The organism is Psychrobacter halodurans (genome assembly GCF_017498075.1).
GTDB classification, from domain to species: domain Bacteria; phylum Pseudomonadota; class Gammaproteobacteria; order Pseudomonadales; family Moraxellaceae; genus Psychrobacter; species Psychrobacter celer.
The window spans coordinates 12,739-30,952 of sequence record NZ_JAGBKN010000017.1; the positions used below are offsets into that span (position 1 = coordinate 12,739).

Annotated in this window: 11 protein-coding genes and 1 tRNA gene; 2 read left to right on the forward strand and 10 right to left on the reverse strand. The window is 45.4% G+C overall.

Annotated features, from left to right (window positions below):
- Positions 1-15: 15 nt before the first annotated feature.
- Positions 16-984, reverse strand: a complete 969-nt coding sequence (gene speB, locus J3491_RS08570; protein WP_075101197.1) for an agmatinase — start codon at positions 982-984, stop codon at positions 16-18.
- 185 nt (positions 985-1,169) lie between these two features.
- Between speB and J3491_RS08575 the strand changes: the two genes are divergently transcribed.
- Entirely contained in the window at positions 1,170-2,087 is a 918-nt protein-coding gene (locus J3491_RS08575) for a LysR family transcriptional regulator (protein ID WP_207969844.1), read from the forward strand.
- Here J3491_RS08575 and J3491_RS08580 read toward each other — a convergent pair.
- Together J3491_RS08580 and J3491_RS08585 are read right to left on the reverse strand one after the other, a co-directional pair.
- Positions 2,084-3,874, reverse strand: coding sequence for a potassium/proton antiporter (locus tag J3491_RS08580; protein ID WP_207969845.1), 1,791 nt, complete (start codon positions 3,872-3,874; stop codon positions 2,084-2,086). The two genes, J3491_RS08575 and J3491_RS08580, sit on opposite strands and share 4 nt — an antisense overlap.
- A gap of 444 nt (positions 3,875-4,318) precedes the next feature.
- Positions 4,319-5,989: an alpha-keto acid decarboxylase family protein gene (locus J3491_RS08585; RefSeq protein ID WP_207969846.1), complete on the reverse strand. Its 1,671-nt coding sequence runs from the start codon at positions 5,987-5,989 to the stop codon at positions 4,319-4,321.
- A gap of 282 nt (positions 5,990-6,271) precedes the next feature.
- On the opposite strand from J3491_RS08585, the gene J3491_RS08590 reads away from it, so the two are divergent.
- Positions 6,272-6,346, forward strand: a tRNA-Gly gene (locus J3491_RS08590).
- A 496-nt stretch (positions 6,347-6,842) separates the two neighbouring features.
- Here J3491_RS08590 and J3491_RS08595 read toward each other — a convergent pair.
- The 7 genes from J3491_RS08595 to nhaC form a co-directional block, all read right to left on the reverse strand.
- A complete protein-coding gene (locus J3491_RS08595; RefSeq protein ID WP_207969847.1) occupies positions 6,843-7,520 on the reverse strand; it encodes a hypothetical protein in 678 nt (225 codons plus the stop codon).
- Between the two features lie 49 nt (positions 7,521-7,569).
- Positions 7,570-10,107, reverse strand: a complete 2,538-nt coding sequence (locus tag J3491_RS08600) for a M23 family metallopeptidase (protein WP_207969848.1) — start codon at positions 10,105-10,107, stop codon at positions 7,570-7,572.
- Between the two features lies 1 nt (position 10,108).
- Complete coding sequence (locus J3491_RS08605; RefSeq protein ID WP_207969849.1) at positions 10,109-10,855, reverse strand: hypothetical protein; 747 nt, start codon at positions 10,853-10,855, stop codon at positions 10,109-10,111.
- 33 nt (positions 10,856-10,888) lie between these two features.
- Positions 10,889-13,915, reverse strand: a complete 3,027-nt coding sequence (locus J3491_RS08610) for a contractile injection system protein, VgrG/Pvc8 family (protein WP_207969850.1) — start codon at positions 13,913-13,915, stop codon at positions 10,889-10,891.
- 325 nt (positions 13,916-14,240) lie between these two features.
- The gene (locus tag J3491_RS08615; RefSeq protein ID WP_207969851.1) at positions 14,241-15,269 is read right to left on the reverse strand and encodes an ornithine cyclodeaminase family protein; all 1,029 of its coding nucleotides are present in this window, start codon (positions 15,267-15,269) and stop codon (positions 14,241-14,243) included.
- A 149-nt stretch (positions 15,270-15,418) separates the two neighbouring features.
- A complete protein-coding gene (gene amaA / locus J3491_RS08620; protein WP_207969852.1) occupies positions 15,419-16,705 on the reverse strand; it encodes an L-pipecolate oxidase in 1,287 nt (428 codons plus the stop codon).
- Positions 16,706-16,717: 12 nt separating this feature from the next.
- Entirely contained in the window at positions 16,718-18,178 is a 1,461-nt protein-coding gene (gene nhaC, locus J3491_RS08625; RefSeq protein ID WP_207969853.1) for a Na+/H+ antiporter NhaC, read from the reverse strand.
- Positions 18,179-18,214: the final 36 nt, after the last annotated feature.

Genomic DNA, 18,214 nt, shown 5'->3' on the forward strand with positions numbered 1-18,214 from the left:
CCCAACACAGGCCAATTAATATAACGCTTTGACCTTATCGTCATAGCGCACACCTGGCAAGATACAAAGCATCTCAAACAGCAAGTTTGCTGCGAGTACCGAGGTGTTACCAAACGGATCGTAGGGCGGTGACACTTCGACCAAATCGCCACCGACTACGTCAAGGCCGCGCATACCGCGAATAATCTCGATGCCTTGGGTGGAGGTTAAGCCGCCAATTTCAGCCGTGCCCGTACCCGGTGCAAACGCAGGATCAATGCCATCGATATCGAAACTCAAGTAGACAGGGCCATCGCCGAGCTTTTCACGCACTTCTGCCATGAGCGGTGTCAGCGACTTGTACCAGCACTCCTCGGCTGGCACCACGCGAAAGCCTTGCTGAGTTGACCAATCAAACTCTTCAGCACTATAGCCGGTGCCGCGCAGGCCAATCTGCACCACGCGGTTGCCATCGATTAGATTTTCTTCGACAGCACGGCGAAACGGCGTGCCATGGGCGATTTTTTCGCCAAACATCTCATCATTGATATCAGCATGAGCATCGATATGCACCATCCCGACAGGGCCGTGTTTTTTGGCAAGTGCACGTAGGATAGGCAGGGCAATGGTATGATCACCGCCCAGTGTTAATGGAATCGCGCCATGACTGACGATATTATCGGTGTAGAATTTTTCGATGATGTCGACGCTTTTTTGCAGGTTAAAGGTATTGATAGGTACGTCGCCAATGTCAGCGACTTGCAAAGACTCAAAGGGCGCGGCGCGCGTGGCGACGTTATAAGGGCGAATCATACGCGACTCATCACGAATCTGTCTTGGGCCCAGTCTGGCACCGCTACGGTTTGATGCGCCGATGTCCAAAGGCACGCCTACAAAGGCTGCGTCCAAGCCTTTGGCGTCTGCTTGCGTCGGCAGGCGCATCATAGAGGCAAAACCGCCAAATCTTGGCATATCGTTGCCGCTTAATGGTTGATTAAATTTCATCACTCACATCCTTGTTTTGATTGGTGTCATAGACAGTTTGTCAGATGCTTTGACAATACCGAAATATCCGAACACAGACCATGGTAAAATTCAGAAGTAAACTTCTGATTTTTCGTAGTAACTTCGATTTATTCTTTATTATTAGAAGCTTTATCACAAGAATTTGATATAGGAGAGGCGTATATATGCTAGATGAGCTGATAAAAATAGACATCAAAACCTTGCGCAGCTTTATGGCCATTGTAGAGTGCCAAGGGGTAACCGCAGCGCAGTCGCGCTTAAACGTGACGCCTTCTGTCATTAGTGGTCACTTAACGCACTTAGAGGATCGTTTGGGAATGACGCTGTGTCATCGCGGGCGCGCAGGGTTTAAGCTGACCGAGGATGGTGCGGCAGTCTATGAGGCGTGTTTGAGCTTCACCGAAGCGGTGGCCAGCTTTCAGCATCAGCTGCATTATATTCGCCAACTAGACTCCGTACGCGGCGGCCATATTCGCCTATGCCTTATCGATCAGATGCCGACGTTTTTTTATGAAGCGTTACGTCAGTGTTTGGCGGCCAGCTATCGTCATAATCCATTGATACACTTTTCTATCGATGTGCAAAGCCCTGAGAGTATGCTAGATAAGCTGCTGAGTAATGAGAGTGATCTGGGCGTGGGGTATTTTGGCAGTTTTCCGCCGTTACTGACCTTTCAGCCGGCCTTTATTGAGAAACAAGTGGTCTGCTGCGGGCGTGAGCATCAGCTGTTTTATGAGTCAGAAGGCCTGAGTTTTGAGGCGTTGGAACAAAACCATCCTTGGATAAAACGCGGTTATATTACCGACTTGAGTATCAATCATATCCGGCCAAAAACTTTAAGCGCCACCACTTACCATATGGAGGCGACCGCGCAGCTTATCTTAGCAGGTCATCACGTCGGCTATCTGCCCAATGATTTGGCCAAGCGCTATGAGGAGATGGGCATGATGAAAATACTATTGCCCGAAGAGGCAAGCTACGAGGTCAAGCATCACTGGGCATATCGGCAAAACCTGCATAAGCATGTCGCGGATTTTTTGCAGCATATGATGAGTCTGCTATCACAGCCGGCAAATGACTAAAGCGCTTTTGCTGGCTCGTCATGTTTTAGGCCGATCGTTCTGAGCTTGCCTTTGTCATCGACCTCCTTAATCACCAATGACCACGCATCATCGATCTCTACCGTATCCCCCGACACAGGCGCGGTCTCTAAGCTTTGTGCGACATACTCAGCGACCGTCTGCTCCCACATGCTCTCAGTGTTTTTTGGCTTTTTATACTTGAGAGTGTCTGCCAGCGACTCTGAGGTCACCATGTCGGTAAAAAAGGGCAAATCACCAAGCTTGACACTGGGTGATAGCAGCCAGTCACCATAAAAGTCATCGATGGCTTTACGGTCTAAAGTCGTGTCATTGAAAATCTTGGCGATCTTGCTGGCATGGTTGCCGCGCATGGCATACCAGACGCTATCGCCATATCTGAGTTTGGTGTCCTCCTCGACCACGACGATTTGCTGACCACGCACCAAGGCAAACACACTGATCTCATCTGGGCTGATTCGGTTGGAGATACCGAGCGGATGGCGACCTATCGCAAACGCCCCTGCTTGTACCTCAAACTCATACAGGGTAATACTGGCCTTGTCTGACACCCAAACCTCATGCTCTTCTTTTGGGTCTTTATTGGTCGGAATACGCACCCGAAACACATTGGCCATAAAAGGAATCGTCGTCCCTTGCAGGATCAATGACAGCACCACTACCCCAAAGGCAATATCAAACAACATAAAGGCATCATCTATACCAGCCATCACAGGCAAAATAGCAAGGGTAATCGGAACTGCCCCGCGCAGGCCTACCCAAGAGATAAAACCAATCTCTCTGTCTTTAAACTTAAAGGGCTTGACGCTGGTATAGACCGCAATCGGACGTGCCACCAGTATCATAAAGGCTGCAATCGCCACCGAATAATGCCAGACATTGATGACGTTTGATGGCGTCACCAATAGCCCCAGTACCACAAACAAAACCGCTTGCGACAACCAAGCAAAGCTATCCATCACGCGCATGACGTGCTCAGTCGAGCGCACCTTATGGTTGCCGATCAGTACGCCCGTCAGATAGACCGCCAAAAACCCACTACCGCCAAGCAGATTGGTCGCAGCAAAGACAGAAAGGCCCGCGGACAGTATCAAAATGGCATACATACCCTCGGCCAGATGCACTTTTGGCAACAGACGCGCTAGCAGGTAGCCAAATAACAGTCCCATGCCCAGACCCACGCCCAGCTGCTGCAACAGCAAACCCAAAAAACCAAGCACGGTCTGACCTGCCGGATCGACGTTTAAAGCAATCAGTCCTGTCACCAATAAAATGGCCAGCGGATCGTTGGCACCCGACTCCAACTCTAGCGTGGCTTGCACGCGGTCGTTTAGCTTGACCCCGCCATTACGTAGTAGCGAAAATACTGCGGCGGCATCGGTCGAGCCAACGATAGCGGCCATCAACAGCCCAAAACGCCAATCGACATCAAGCAGCCAAGTGACAAAGACCCCAAGCACCATTACCGTCGCCAGCACGCCCCATGTGGCCAACGTCACCGCCGGCTTGAGTCCGACGCGAAATGATTTAAAAGAGGTACGCAGACCACCATCGAGCAAGATACAAGCGAGCGCCGCCTGCCCGACAAAATTGGCAATACCATACTGAGAAAACTCAATACCTAAGATACCTTGCTCGCCTGCCAGCATGCCAACTATCAAAAACAACAACAATAATGGCACACCCAAACGCGCGGATAACGTACTTGCCATGATACTGGCAAAAATCAACAATGCTCCTACGAGATACAGGATATTTAAGGTATCCATCTATTTTAAGCCCTATGGTTATCGGTGATGACAAATGTTGCGCGTGCGATAGCACTGACCTGACGATATGGTGACGCGATCGATGATACTGCAAATAAAATGCTCAAAGCGCCTCTAAGAATAACATCTACTAGCGAGAGCAAAAATCCTATTTTAAAAAATACTTTTCATATCTATTTATTTTAGTCAGCCACACCTTCAATTCATCCATAAGCATTTTTAGCCAAATCATGATACGGCCTCTCCTATCATCTGTTAACCGTCTAATTTATCATGATAATACCCGCCTCGCTCACCATACCTGATAATAAATCATGACTACCGGCACGTATCGATAAGTGCACAAAAAACCCCACTCAGCACAGATGCCAAGTGAGGTCAGGTAGCGAGTAAATACAAGCGAGCAGATGACTGCTTTAGCTATCGTATAGCATCACCATGCCATCAGTCATTTTTTGGTTTTAGCGCGGCACTGATATCGGCCAATAGCGGGGGAATATCATGCTTATCAGCCATCACCTCTAGCATCACCAACTTATCAGTGGTAGCAGCCGCTTGCTTGAGCGCGGCTTTTAGCTCACCTGCCGTGGTGACTTTGAGCAGTAAGCTGTTGTCTTCGGTAGCACCAAAGGCTTTTGGCATCATCTGCCAGTCACAACGAGGGATATCATTGTAGCGCTGGTTTTCGCCATGAATCGCACGTTCAACGGTATAGCCATCATTATTGATCAGCACAATCACCGGATTGATACGCTCTTGAATCATCACAGCGATTTCTTGTACCGTCAGTAAGGCCGAACCATCACCGATGAGCAGCACGCTACGCTTATTTGGCGAAGCAATGGCAGCGCCTAGGCTGGCCGGCAGCGTATAACCAATGGATCCCCACATCGGCTGGCCATAAGACGTCACTCCTTCTGGCAAGCGCACATCACTGATGCCAAAATACGAGGTGCCTTGATCCGAAAACACCAGATTATTATGATCTAAATGATCAGCGATGATATGCCACAGATCGTCTTGACGAATAGCCTCATCGTCTTTGCCATTTTGCTCATGCGGTGTCATCTCTTTACAAAATGGCTTGGGTACAACTTCGATACCAGAAGTCATCACTTCATGCAGCACTTGCAACGAGTCCTTTAGCGCAATCGGAGCAAAGTTGCGACCACTGATAGACGCCCGCTCATAGTGCAAATCGACCACTGTTTTTTGATCGATATTTTGGCTAAAGCCTGCCGTCGTTGTATCGGTATATTGCACGCCAATCTTAATCAAACACTCACAGTTTTCTACGGCGTCCTTTACCACAGGACGTGAGGCGACACCAGCATAAGTACCCGCCCAGCGCTCGCTGTTTTCATCAAGCAGTGTTTTACCCCATGACAGCGTAGTATAAGGAATCTCGGTATCAGCGATTAACGCTTTTAGCTGATTTTGTAACCCCAAACGATGCACCATCAAATCTGCCATCAGCGTGGTGGTCTTGTTGGGCAAAAACTCTACCAGCGCTTGCTTGAAGTCTGCCAGCGCCGATTGACTGGTGATGTCTTCTTGACTGTCATCGAGCTTGGTCGTCGGCGGATAAATCGGCATTTTTGCCACGTCTGGCGACAATAGAAGATAGCCTGGGCGGTGTTTTTTGAGGATCACGCGGATCACACGGTCGATCTCTGAGGCGGCGTTTTCTGGCGTAATCTGTGCCCGTGCGACTGTCACAGGCTCTACCATCTTGATAAAGTGATTGAATACCCCGTCTCCAAGCGTATGGTGAATACGGCGTTTGGCATCTTGCAGCGCTGTGCTCGGCGCACCGACGACGTGCAGCACTGGCGCATACTCGGCAAAAGAGCCTGCCGTGGCATTTATTGCTGATAACTCACCCACCCCAAAGGTCGTCACCATGGCCGCAAAACCACGCTCACGTGCGTAGCCATCAGCGGCATAACCTGCGTTTAGCTCATTGGTATTGCCGACCCAGCGCAGCTTGTCAGAGGCGATGATATTGTCTAAAAACGTGAGGTTAAAATCCCCTGGTACACCGAATATATCACTTGCACCCGCTTCTGCGATGCGATCAAACAAATAATCTGCGATGGTATATTGTTGACTCATTTCCTTATCCTTATGACCTGTCATTATAAGTATGTATGATTGGTAGGTATCTATGATGAAAACCATCATAAAAACAAACTATAAAATGCATCCCAGCTTATTTTTCAATGCAAATCTTTTGGAATGCATATTATAAGAAACCGTTATAACATACATTTATGAGCAGATGACATACCTGTCTTGCTAACTTTTACTTTTTTTCGTCAAGGGTGTTGACACCTCAAAAAAACTGCGTATAATACGCCTTCATCATCTGATGATAGTTAATCAAACGATGAATTAGCGGGATTAGCTCAGTGGTAGAGCACAACCTTGCCAAGGTTGGGGTCGAGAGTTCGAATCTCTTATCCCGCTCCAAATATCTAAAAAGCCTCACTTAATAGTGAGGCTTTTTTTTCCAATTTTTAAGGGCTGTAGCGTTTTTCAGTATTAGCTATTCAGTCTAATTGCTAAGTTTATCTAACGTATTAAAAGCTCAAAAATCAGCACCGTGACCAAAACGTGACCATTTCGTGCCCAAACCGTGCCCTGCCCTAAAGCTGCGAATACTGAATTGACCCCAAACTAAAAAATAATTGATCAGAGTAAAACAATTAATATCGTCATGTAAATACCCCATTCTTAACACAACATCATCGTAGAATAATTAAGCCACCTGCCTGTATTCAGCAGGTGTCATATCATTAAGTGAATCATGGGAGTTTAGTCCTTTATCCTTTGGGTATAAACGAGTAAACTCACAAGAGCAATTTAAACTTGTTTTTATCTTACTAATAATTTTTATAATGAATGCAGTATATCTATCTATTTCTAATACATTTAGATTATTTCTGATTTATTATGCCAATACAAACTAACATTGAACAACAATCTCCAAAGCGACGGCTTTTTCATCTAGAAAGTATAGATAAAACAAATCATCACTATTATTTTCCCGTAAACTAAATAAAGTGTCGTAAACTGTTTCTATATCTGTAAATTCAATACCTATTATCTCTTGTGACGAATTAAGTTCATTTTTAAAGATTTCAAAGTCATCATAGTTTAAATCCTTGGACGTGAAATTGCTGTCAACTACAAGTCCTTTGTAATTAAACTTAAAGTTATCAGGAAACCCAATGACTTTTGATACAACCGCTTGATCGTTCATTACGTTTACTGCCATATTCCCATATTGAAGGATACTTTCATATTCACTTTCTTCTTGAGCGAGAAAGCCTCCACAGTCCTCAACAACTGATATTTCTTTTAGCTCATTTTCAAAAATAGATATACTTTTAATACTATCCAAACTAATAATTTCACCTACTTTAACTTCATTTGTAATAGGGGGCTTCTGTTGACCTGGTAATTTAGTGTTTTGAGTTTTTGGATGTTGTTGAATTTTTGCTTCACCACCTTGAAATTCCTGATAAAGTTTTTCAGTTTGAATTTTGGTAGTTTGGACATCTGGGTTTTGCGTAGTAGCGTTATTATTACATGCGCTAATTAATATAGTAAAAAACATTGTAAAAGCGATTCTATATTGCATAATTAACTGTCCGAAATTTGAAAGAGCTATTAGTAATACATTCAATCCACTATGCAGGAGGGATTTTTGGAAAAAATGGTAGAGGATCAAACCTACCAACTAACCCTCTTCCAGGACTACCTGTAGAGACATGCCTAGCTTCAAAATGTAAATGTGCGCCCTTAGCAATAGTGGTCATACCTCTAGCATTGCCACTAGCTCCAGTTTTACCTAATACTGTACCAGCTGAGACTTTCTTGTTCTTATACTTGGTATTGATCTGACTAAGATGAGCATAAAAAAACCATACTTTATTACCTTTAACATTTTTTTTAGCATGAGATCTTTGAAACTCTGGTAATGCATTAAGTTCGCATTCTAATACTAGATATGCTCCGAAATTAGATTTGCTGCTATAAGATTCATTAATTATAATAACTTTTCCTTCAGCAACCGCTTTGATAGGTACGCCAGGAACTGCACGAAAATCTACACCTTGGTGGTTTCGTGTACCACCGTTTCTAACCTTTCCGTATGTAGCAGATTTTCTTGATGCTAAACGAGCAGTTCTAACTATGCAGCTATCTAATGGATTACACCATGTTGTCTCAGGCTTCTTAGCCTTATAAACATAAGGAATATCATTTCGATCGGCACTTGCTGTAATGACATCTTTCTTAACTTCCTTACCGTCTTCATACACCAGTACGGTTATATCAACACCTACTAGCGAATTGTGTGCTCTACCTCTTGTACCATCACTACCAGTAGTAGAAGCATTCTTACCGTATTTAGTAGACTGAGTAATATATGAAAGCCCTGATAGTGGCTTATTCGTTGCTTCATCAACGAACTTTATGGTGATTTTAGCCTCATCTGAGGCAACCTCAAGCATCGGCCCTGTTTCTGTCTTTTTTTCAACCTCTGTTACTTTTGGCTTTTCTACTTTGATGACAGGGTTTTGCTCTGTTTGAGGTTTTGGCTTGTCCTCTTGTTTACTGGTCTCTGGAGTAGTCGATGCTTCTTGACTCAAGGTATCTGAGGTATCGCTGATATCTTCTCTAGTGATGTCTGTGCCTATGATCATAGTCCATTGTTTAGAGCCATAGGTAACGATGGCGGTTGTTTGAGCTCTATCTTGACCATCGATAACGGTAAGCTTTTGACCAGCAAGGGCTTTTATAGTGCTAATACCTTGACGGTTGGCTCTTTTTATAGCAGATTTTTTGCCACGATATAGGGTTTTAAACTCGTAACGGGGTATGGGTTGATTGTTGTTGTCGACAAATTTTATGCTAAAAGAAACGACAGGGACTTTGAGTATTTTGGTTTGCCCGTTTAGGTCACCTATAACGGGAAATGCCATACTATAAATAGATTGTTTCTTGCTATCATCATCAAGGTAGACGTTGATAGATTGGCTAACATCAGCTGTTATACCTGATTCGATACCTGAGCCGTCGGTTTTATGGGTTTTGATGTTGTTTTTATACTCAAGATGATAGGTTGTGTTAGGTAGGGGTTTGCCTGTGTCTGCTTCTACTAGTTTTATGTTGAAGGTGACTTCGTCAACTATATTTCTATCAGTAGTGCTTTCATTTGGTTGATCTGAACTAGTAGATTCATCATTACTGATACTATTGTTACTATCAGTATTTTCCTGAGTAGCTTCCAATTTTTCATGTTCTGATAGTTTAGATGAATAGTTGTGTTTACCTAGGTAGACTATTTCATACCCTTGTACCTGTTCTGATTTTTGGACTATAGCTTCAACTAGTTTACCGTCTATTTTTAACTGAATTTTTGCATTTGGATGTCTGACTATTACGGGTAAGTTACCCTCTTCATCCGTTTTATGAGTAACTGCTATTTTACCTAGACTAAATTTACCTTTATATTCGGAGCTAATTTCAACTTCTTTGTTAGGAATACCAACTTTTTTAGCATCTACAATTTTGACATATATTTTTCGTTTACAACAAGTTTGAATATCGTAGTGAGCGAACATATTCATGTATTTTGCTATACTAGTACCGTTAGCATCGGATTCATTGGTTTTACCATTTGTAGTTAAAAAACTTTTAACAGCTCCTAAACCTTTTAGATGTATAGCAGCTATTACGCCTGATTCAGTTACTTCAAAATCTTCATAACCACTTGCTCCTGTAATAGTTACGCCATAGAATTCGTTTAAATTCTTACTCCTTGAGTATCTACATAAGCGATTAATCCATTCATTGATCGCCTTCATCTGGATAGTACCGCTGCTTTTAAAAACATTAAGTGAAGTAGCACCAAATTTACCAGTCCAATAGTTCCCAGTCCCACCCCAGTCTTGAGTTTTTGAATTTTTAGTTCCATCAAAGCGATAACAGCCTACATCCTGTAATGCCTCTTCAGAAAACTGAAACAGCCCCACATAATTCCAAGGGTTTAATACACTAACAGCGGTTGGGTTATCAACTTTAATGGCTTCTTTGTTGTCTCCAGTATAGGTATAAGAATAACGTAAATCAGATCCTGACTCCTTTCTAGAAACCGCTCTAATATATCCTAATCTATCAGGAGTATAAGTAACTCCTTTAACTGGTTTTATTAGTGATCCCATATTATCTTTTCTCCGCTATCGACAACTGCTTTTTACAAACATCAGGAGCATAACTATAGTCTAGAGGGTTCTGTACATCGATATATTTTTGTAATAGTTCTTTAGTACGTTGATCATTACCTGTTATGTCATTTTTAATAAACGAACAACCATCATAAAGCATGCCTGTCATTTCGTAGCTTTTTGGGTCAAAGATATAGAAGACTTGACCTATAGCACATTTATTATCAAAGCAGATTTTATTAAACACATACTTTTTATCAGTGTTTATGTCTTGTATGTATATTCCTTCTCGCTGTGATCCCATAGCATAAAGCTCTTTGTCAGCTAAACTGATAGGGCTAACGAGTTTATAAATCATTTTTTGGAAGGCTTTGTCATATCTACTATTGTAATTAGGATTACTACCTTCTATTGTTGGCAGTTTCTCATTCACTAGTTCAAATGGATAAGTAGTAAATTTCCCATCGCCATACTCATCATTTATATACCGAAAAGGAACTTTATTGATTGCCAGTTCTTCATTTAGCTTATCGATATAGCTCATTGAGTCTGGTTCATCAGTTTGGTTGAAAGATTCGTTTACTTCTTCTTTTGAATTAGGAATCATCTTGAGCTGAACGCGTGGTATGCTATCTATATAGCTTTGATAACCTTCTTCATCTGTGGCATGAACTACACTAATGAATGATGCGGTAAAGAAAAATACTGGGAAAAGCCATAGATTTTTGTTTCTAAATAAGTACATAGATTATCCTATAAATTTACTCTACTAAGAGGTTTAACAGTCAAAGTCGTCTTCATCATGTGCATGATTATCGCCACAATCTTCAAATAGGTCTTCAATAGAGCAGTTATCACACTCTATCTGATCTGATACATCAGTGACCTTAATCTCTCCTTTGTGGTTCACGTTGCCAAGAATCTCTAACTCAACCTTCTCAGCTTTATCCCCAAACACTCTTAAAGTCTGACCCTCTTCATCAAGCTTACCTTCAACCTCTGTGCCTCTTGTCTTATTAATAAGCTTATAGCTAATACCTTGATCTATTAAATCTTGAGGAATGAGTTTTTTAAGATCAAATGCTTTACTAAACAAACCCGACGTTGGTAAAGCAATCATAGGCGCATTAACCTTACCACCCATCACCAAGCTTTTCTTCACCGCATTCACCTTAATCTCCCCCGGGCAAACGAGCTTAATCCCGCTCTCATCAATCGTCAGCGACGCCCCCGCGCTAGTCTGAAACTTAATGCGCTTAGGACTTGCGATATTCACCTGACCCGACTCGCTACCGATGGTCATACCCTGCTGGCTGTGCAATTGCAGCTCACCGCCCTGTGCTTGTATCGCCACGGGCTTGGTATTAGCACTAATATTCAGTCCTGATAGAGCGGCTTGCCCGGCTATCCCTGACAGCGACTCGATACGATCTGCCGTTAAGGTATAGTTACCTGCCACCACATCCGATTGGGTAGCGCCTGATTGGCGTACGATGGTCTTGGCTGTCCATAGGGTATTGCTGCTTGAGGCGAGGATACTGTCACGACTGACTAGAAGTACATCAGCTGCGCCAAGCACTTCCGTATTTAGCGTCTCATCGATCACCTGCGCTGCGGTTTCAAAGGCTTTTATAGACGCGTTCGCACTACTGATCTCTTGGGTGGATTGCAAGTGCGCTTGTTTGGCTTCCATCAGGGTCTCGCTCAGCTCAGCACCCAGTTTCAGCTGACGCTGACCTGCGTCGTTGACCCACGCCGATTCATGCTCGGATTGGCTGTGCCGGATACCAAAGGTGGAGAGCAAGACTCCGCTATCCGCTGTGGCTTGTAGCCCGTGATCGGTGGCAAGGTTTATACCCTGTCCGCTGCTTGTCGATTGATGGTTGCTGTAGCGATGGCGTAGGACACCAAGCTCAAGGATGTGCTCATCTGGTGAGAAAGTAGCACTGCTGGTGCTGGTGGGGGTTTGGGCGTTGGCACGACTAGCAGTGTTGACCGACCACTGCATGCTGATCTGGTTTGGAGTGTCATCAAACAGAAGGCTGACTTCAGATTGATCGTTAAGTCCGTATTGAGCGATACCGGTTATCCAGCCGCTATGCGCGTCATCATCCTTGATTTGCGAATGTCCCAGACCGCCACCATGCCATCTTGGTGAGGATCCGTTTTGTAGGTTGTGGCGATTGGAGAGTCCGCTATCACGGGAAGTGATGTCTTTATCATCAGTGTCGCCCATGCCGATACCGTCATAGAGGCTACGGCTAATGACGGGGCTGTCCTTATCGCCGTACCAGTGGTTGAGCAGCACCGACTGTCCGAGTCTTGGGGTAAACTGCCAACCGTGAGTGGCACCTGAGGACAACTGCAAACTGCGCAGCGGTGGCGTCACCCCATCGTCGTGCGGGCTGATACCAGCAGATACCGGAGTGGTGATGGTGCGCTGCAGACCGTCATCGGTCACCTCTGAGGCATAGCTTGGACTCGCTGAGGTAGTTTGATCACCGGTACAGGCTTGGGAAACGCCTGTATAGGTACTGCTGACAAAGGCATGCTTGCTGGGATAGGGACAGTATGGAATAGCAGAGTCTAATAGTGTGGCGATTACCCATACACCTGTGTCTTGTGCGATGTCGATACCGTACTGGGGAATGGCTGCATACGACTGATGGACGGTGCTGACAGTATGCAGGATGTCGGTTTGCTGTTGGCTGCTTTGATGGGCGTGTTTACTAGTACGAGTGAGCCAGTCCGCTATAAAAGAAGCATGATGGTAAGAGACGCTGTCGCTATCTGGTTCGATGCCGATCATAGTAAGTGCGGTGCAATAGCTTGCTAAAGTGTGAACAGTCGATAAGTTATCGATATGCACGCGATTGCCGATATGCATGCCGCGCATCGAACCAGCAGCGGTGTAATACTCTCTATTGCAGGTATTAGCAGCGACCCACTGCTTGGCCATACGAGTGGCAGCAGCATCGCTATCGACTCGAGACGGCGCCCCTAATAAGACGGTCTTATCTTGCATAGCCAGTGCAGAATCGTCATAAGCTTGGCCTTCATAGAGAGTATCCGCTGACAACCCATCAGCGCGTACTGCCACAATAGAGGTGCCGCGTTGCTTGGCTCTGATCTGTAGCTCGTCCACGATATCACTACCGGACTGTACGGAAGACGCAGCATAGCGGTAGCTTACTGGCTCAAGCGTGCTATCCTCTAAAGTGTTGATTAGCTGCCAGTGACCAAGATTGTCGGCTGAGTCGCCGTTTATCCATAAAGCCGATATGCCGATATCTGCCAGTAATCCTGTGATAAATTCATAGTCACTCACATCAAATTGGCTGCGCATGGCGAGTGGTGCGGTCAGCTGTTCTGATGATAAGAGTGGGTCTGAGAGCTGCCATTCAAAGTCATAATCACCAAGGATCGCGGTGATGATATCGAGCGTAGACTGGTTCACAAAGCTGCGGGTATGGATAGACTGAGTGAGTTGCCAATCTGGGCTGGCAACATCTAAGCTATAAAAGTGAATAGCACCATCTGAGTGCTGGTAGTGGACGGCTCTGATATGTCCACAGCGATAAGTGGGTTTGCGAGCGGCGGTAAGCGTGGTGAGACAAACTGGTGTGCCGATGAGTGATAAACAAGCGTCGCTATCCAAAAAACACTGAGTATAAGCCAGTATACTGCCCACCGCGTGTTGATGGATACTACTCTGCCATAAAAAGGTGACTGGGTATAAGGCGTCAAAAGGCAGGACATCTGCACCTACATAGAGCTGATGCAGACGAGCGCGTTGTGAAAGCATAACTGGGATTCTCATCGTAGTTAGGTTGAGCGTAAAACAACAGCATTATCAACAAAAGTTATGGGCTGCCACGTGAGAAAAGTATAGTGCTTATTGAAATATTGTCAACTCTTAAGCCTATGATTATCAATAGCCATTGATAAAGTCAGGAGAATATAAAAGGTAAAAAGAGTTACGGATATTTTATAACGGCCATTTTTATCTCTTTTAGATGACTATTGATTGAGTTGAGGACACTTAAGTTCACTTATTTTAAAATACGGACATGACATGGTGTGTGTCAGTGTTACGTTGGATTGATTGTATAAGGATAAATACTCAGCCCTTATAGCGTGACACATTGACCCAAGCTTTTTGCTTTGGCTTTTTTTGCTACCTGTAAAGCGACGGCTGCATCAAAGCTGGCTGCGCCCACTGATTTAAACAGCGTCATACCTTTATCTTCCTTCACATCGAGGCTAATTTTTTTATTAACCAAGTCCCCCAATGTGCCAGTGAGTCTATCCCATGTCCAAGCACTATCACTGTCTTCATGCGCTTGTATCAAGTCCCCTGCTTCATGTAAGCCGCCTTCAGCATCATCAATGATCACAGACGTGCTGGCCTCTATCACTGAGTTGCTAACTTCCTTCATCGTGGCCTGATAAGCACCCACCGCATTGATATGAGCATTTGCCTTTATCTGCGCCGCCTCAAACAGTCCTGCCGTCGCGCGTGTGGCCAGATTGATAATATCTGCGTCTCTGATTGCCGCTTCGATATCGTCGCACACCGTAAAATCAACGTCCCATTGTGGATAGTCTTTTTTAAATTTCTCCTGAAATTTATGCGCGGTCTGCTTGGTTCGGTTCCAAAGGTTCACCTGCTTGATATTTGTACGTACGGTAAGAATAGCGTTTAGCTGCTCATATGCCATCCCGCCGGTACCGACCACTGCTGCCACCCGACTGTGTGGATTTGCCAGATGTTTAGTCGCTATCCCCGACAGCGCGGCGGTACGCACTTGGGTGATATATATTCCGTCCAAAAAAGCCAGCATATCGCCTGTCTCATTATTTGAGACAGTGATGGCGGCCATGGTGGTTGGTTTATCGCGCTGAGGATTGTCGGGACAGATGGTGACCAGCTTGACGACTGCATACTCGTTTTCACCATCAAAAACCACTGACGGCATCGACAAATGCGAGCCTGAGGTGTTTACATCACTCTCCTGAAAAGTAGGAATGACTAGGCGCTCAGGTGTTTTAATCCAGCTCGGATGCTCGCCTTGTCTCTTCAGCAGCTCCTCGATAGCACTGATGGCCATCGGCATGGTTAGCTGTTTTTTTACGGTATGAATGTCTAAAATCTGCATAATTATCCTTAATCTGTTTTGTTATTTTATTATGAACAATTCTTAAATGTGACATTAAAAAAGCTAATAAGCAACCCACCATTTTTAGAGCTTTTATCACGGTTTATCATTTTAACTAAATCAATAACCTCACTATGCAAATAACCAAACTATCTGATGATCTTGAGACATTGACCAGCGTGATACAGTGTGAGGCCAAGCTCTGTAAACCCAGACTTGATACCGCCAAAAGTCACCTTTGCTTCCTCTAAAGTCTTGAAAGGCAGAGGAATGCTGTCTCTTTTTCCGGTCACGATATAGTCTGCAAAGCATTTACCCATAAGCGTACCAGTGGTAATGCCGCGACCATTATAAGCCGTCGCCGTCAGCAAGCCTTCGTCTGGCTCCATCACGCGAAAGATATGATCTTGGGTAAAGCCAAAGCTACCGCACCATTCATACTGCCAGTCAAACGCGGGCAGATCTGGATAGTAGCTTTTTTGCACCGCATTGGCCCACGATTGATAAAAGGATTTGGGCTTCATCTGCATGCCACCGACGGTACCTAATAGCAATCGACCATCGTTATCACGGCGAAAGCTAGATAGCGCCAGACGTGTGTCCCAGGCACCTGTTTTGTAGGGCAGTATGCGCTCTGCCGCTGCACCGCTCAGCGGTTCGGATGCAATCTGATAGTAATAAACCAGATAAAAAGTCTTGGCGATATCTGTCCATTCGCCTTCGGTATAAGCGTTGGTTGCTATAATCACACGCTCAGATTTGACACATGCTTTGGCCGTTCTGGCGTACCAATGACCGCCTACTTTTTCTAGTGATTCAACAGCAGAGTGTTCATAGATCGTCACGCCAAGATTTGCAGCGACTTTGGCAAGCCCTCGGACATAAGCCAGTGGATTGATGGTACCTGCGCGGTGGTCTAATAAAGCTTTATTGATACTAGTGGTACCGCAGTATTCATGACACTTACTGCCTGTCAATACCTCCACATTAGCACCGCGGCGACTGAGCTGCTCGTATCTGATATCGACATCGATCTCACCTTTGGCATTGTGCGCCATATGAATATTGCCCGCTTGGGTTGCTTGCGCGTCGATATCATAGCGTTTGATTAAGTCAAACACCAAACCCGGCGCTTGACCAAGCGCTGCGGTCAAGCGCTCACCATCTGCCTCGCCTAGGCTAACCCCCAAATCATCAGGGCGCGCCCACGTACCCGCATTGACCAGACCCACGCTTTTCCCTGAGCCGCCACTACCGATACTTTGACTCTCAAGCAAGACGACTTTGATGCCTTTTTCAGCCAGGTGAATTGCTGCAGACAGTCCAGTATAGCCGCCCCCAATGACGCAGACAGCCGCTTGGGTATCGCTACTCATTTGGCTATATGCGTCAATAGTAGGCGCCGTCATGTTCCACAAACACTGCTCTTGCAACATATCAGACTCCCTTTAGCATACTTCACTGAGTGAAGCATTGGTGTCGAGCTTTGCTGTGGCCGGCTCTTCACGCGGTATGAACTTATCAAGGAAAGCCCAAAGCAGGCCAAATAAAGGCGACAACCAGCAGGCAAAGGCAAAAGGCGCATAGGTCAAGGTGGCGATACCGAGTGTCGCTGCCACAAAGCTACCACCCATGTTCCATGGGATGAGAGGCGACAAAAGCGTCCCAGCGTCTTCGATAGAGCGCGTCAATGTCGTACGTTTATAGCCCATCTCTTTATATTTGTCTTGCAACAAACGGCCTGGCAAAACACAAGTGGTATAAACATCACCGATGAGTGTCCCGACACTGAGCACACTGCCGTACGTGGTAAACACCAGACCCAGACGCGATTTTACAAAGTTATTAATCTTTGCCATGATGGCCCTAAGCGTGCCGTAGTGCTCAAGCGCACCGATAAAACCCAAGGCAAAAATGGTCAAGCTGATGACCCACGTCATCGACATCACACCACCTTTTGACAGCAGCTGATCCACTACCTCAAAGCCTGTCTCACTGACAAATCCGTTTTGTAACACATCGAACACCTCACTCACCGCCACGCCCTGCATAAACACAGCTATCACAGAGCCGACAAAGACCCCGCTCAATACCGTTGGTATCGCGGGCATCTTCATAATAGCCGCCACCACAACCACCACTGCCGGTAGCAAAGTGACGATGCTTAAATTGTAATTGGCCGCTAGGTTGTCTTGTAGCGCGCGGATAGACGACAAGTCAATACTGTCATCACCATACCCCATGCCTATCCATGCATAGATAGCCAAAGCGGTAATCATGGCGGGAACGGTCGTCGGTAACATACCCTTGATGTGATCCCAAAGATCGACGCCCGCCGCAGCAGGCGTTAGGTTGGTGGTGTCTGATAGCGGCGACATTTTGTCACCAAAAAAGGCCCCTGAAACGATCGCGCCGCCCGTTAGGTGTGCTGGGATACCAAGCCCCAAACCGATACCCATCATCGCAAGACCCACGGTACCCACAGTTCCCCACGAGGTGCCCGTAGCGACAGAGATAATGGCGCAAATGATACAAACAGAAAATAAAAACGAGGAAGGGGAAAAGATACTAAAGCCGTAATACAAAATGGTCGGCACGGTTCCGGCGATAATCCATGCACCAATGAGCATGCCCACGCCCATCAAGATAATCATCGCAGGTAAACCAATTTTGATGACCTTTAAAAAACGCTCTTCCATACCTTGCCAATGACGGCCACGCAGCTTCATAAATAAGCCGGTGATTAAAATACCGCAAGCAAGAGGAATGTGAGGGGTAAAATCTTTGAAGACAAAGAACTGTATCATCAGAATGATAGCAGTCAGTAACAGAGGGGCAATATCCAGTAAAAAGCTAGAAGATGGGCCATAGCCATCTACATCGGGGTCGTGCGATTTATCATCGATCATGATAGTTCTACCTTCCTTAGTAGTCGTCGATGGGAG

Excerpts from the sequence above, each read along its gene's own strand:
- J3491_RS08585 (WP_207969846.1), bottom strand. The coding sequence starts at position 5,989 with ATGAGTCAACAATATACCATCGCAGATTATTTGTTTGATCGCATCGCA.
- J3491_RS08610 (WP_207969850.1), bottom strand. The coding sequence starts at position 13,915 with ATGCTTTCACAACGCGCTCGTCTGCATCAGCTCTATGTAGGTGCAGAT.
- amaA (WP_207969852.1), bottom strand. The coding sequence starts at position 16,705 with ATGTTGCAAGAGCAGTGTTTGTGGAACATGACGGCGCCTACTATTGAC.
- J3491_RS08575 (WP_207969844.1), top strand. The coding sequence starts at position 1,170 with ATGCTAGATGAGCTGATAAAAATAGACATCAAAACCTTGCGCAGCTTT.
- J3491_RS08580 (WP_207969845.1), bottom strand. The coding sequence starts at position 3,874 with ATGGATACCTTAAATATCCTGTATCTCGTAGGAGCATTGTTGATTTTT.
- J3491_RS08605 (WP_207969849.1), bottom strand. The coding sequence starts at position 10,855 with ATGTACTTATTTAGAAACAAAAATCTATGGCTTTTCCCAGTATTTTTC.
- nhaC (WP_207969853.1), bottom strand. The coding sequence starts at position 18,178 with ATGATCGATGATAAATCGCACGACCCCGATGTAGATGGCTATGGCCCA.
- J3491_RS08600 (WP_207969848.1), bottom strand. The coding sequence starts at position 10,107 with ATGGGATCACTAATAAAACCAGTTAAAGGAGTTACTTATACTCCTGAT.
- J3491_RS08595 (WP_207969847.1), bottom strand. The coding sequence starts at position 7,520 with ATGCAATATAGAATCGCTTTTACAATGTTTTTTACTATATTAATTAGC.
- J3491_RS08615 (WP_207969851.1), bottom strand. The coding sequence starts at position 15,269 with ATGCAGATTTTAGACATTCATACCGTAAAAAAACAGCTAACCATGCCG.
- speB (WP_075101197.1), bottom strand. The coding sequence starts at position 984 with ATGAAATTTAATCAACCATTAAGCGGCAACGATATGCCAAGATTTGGC.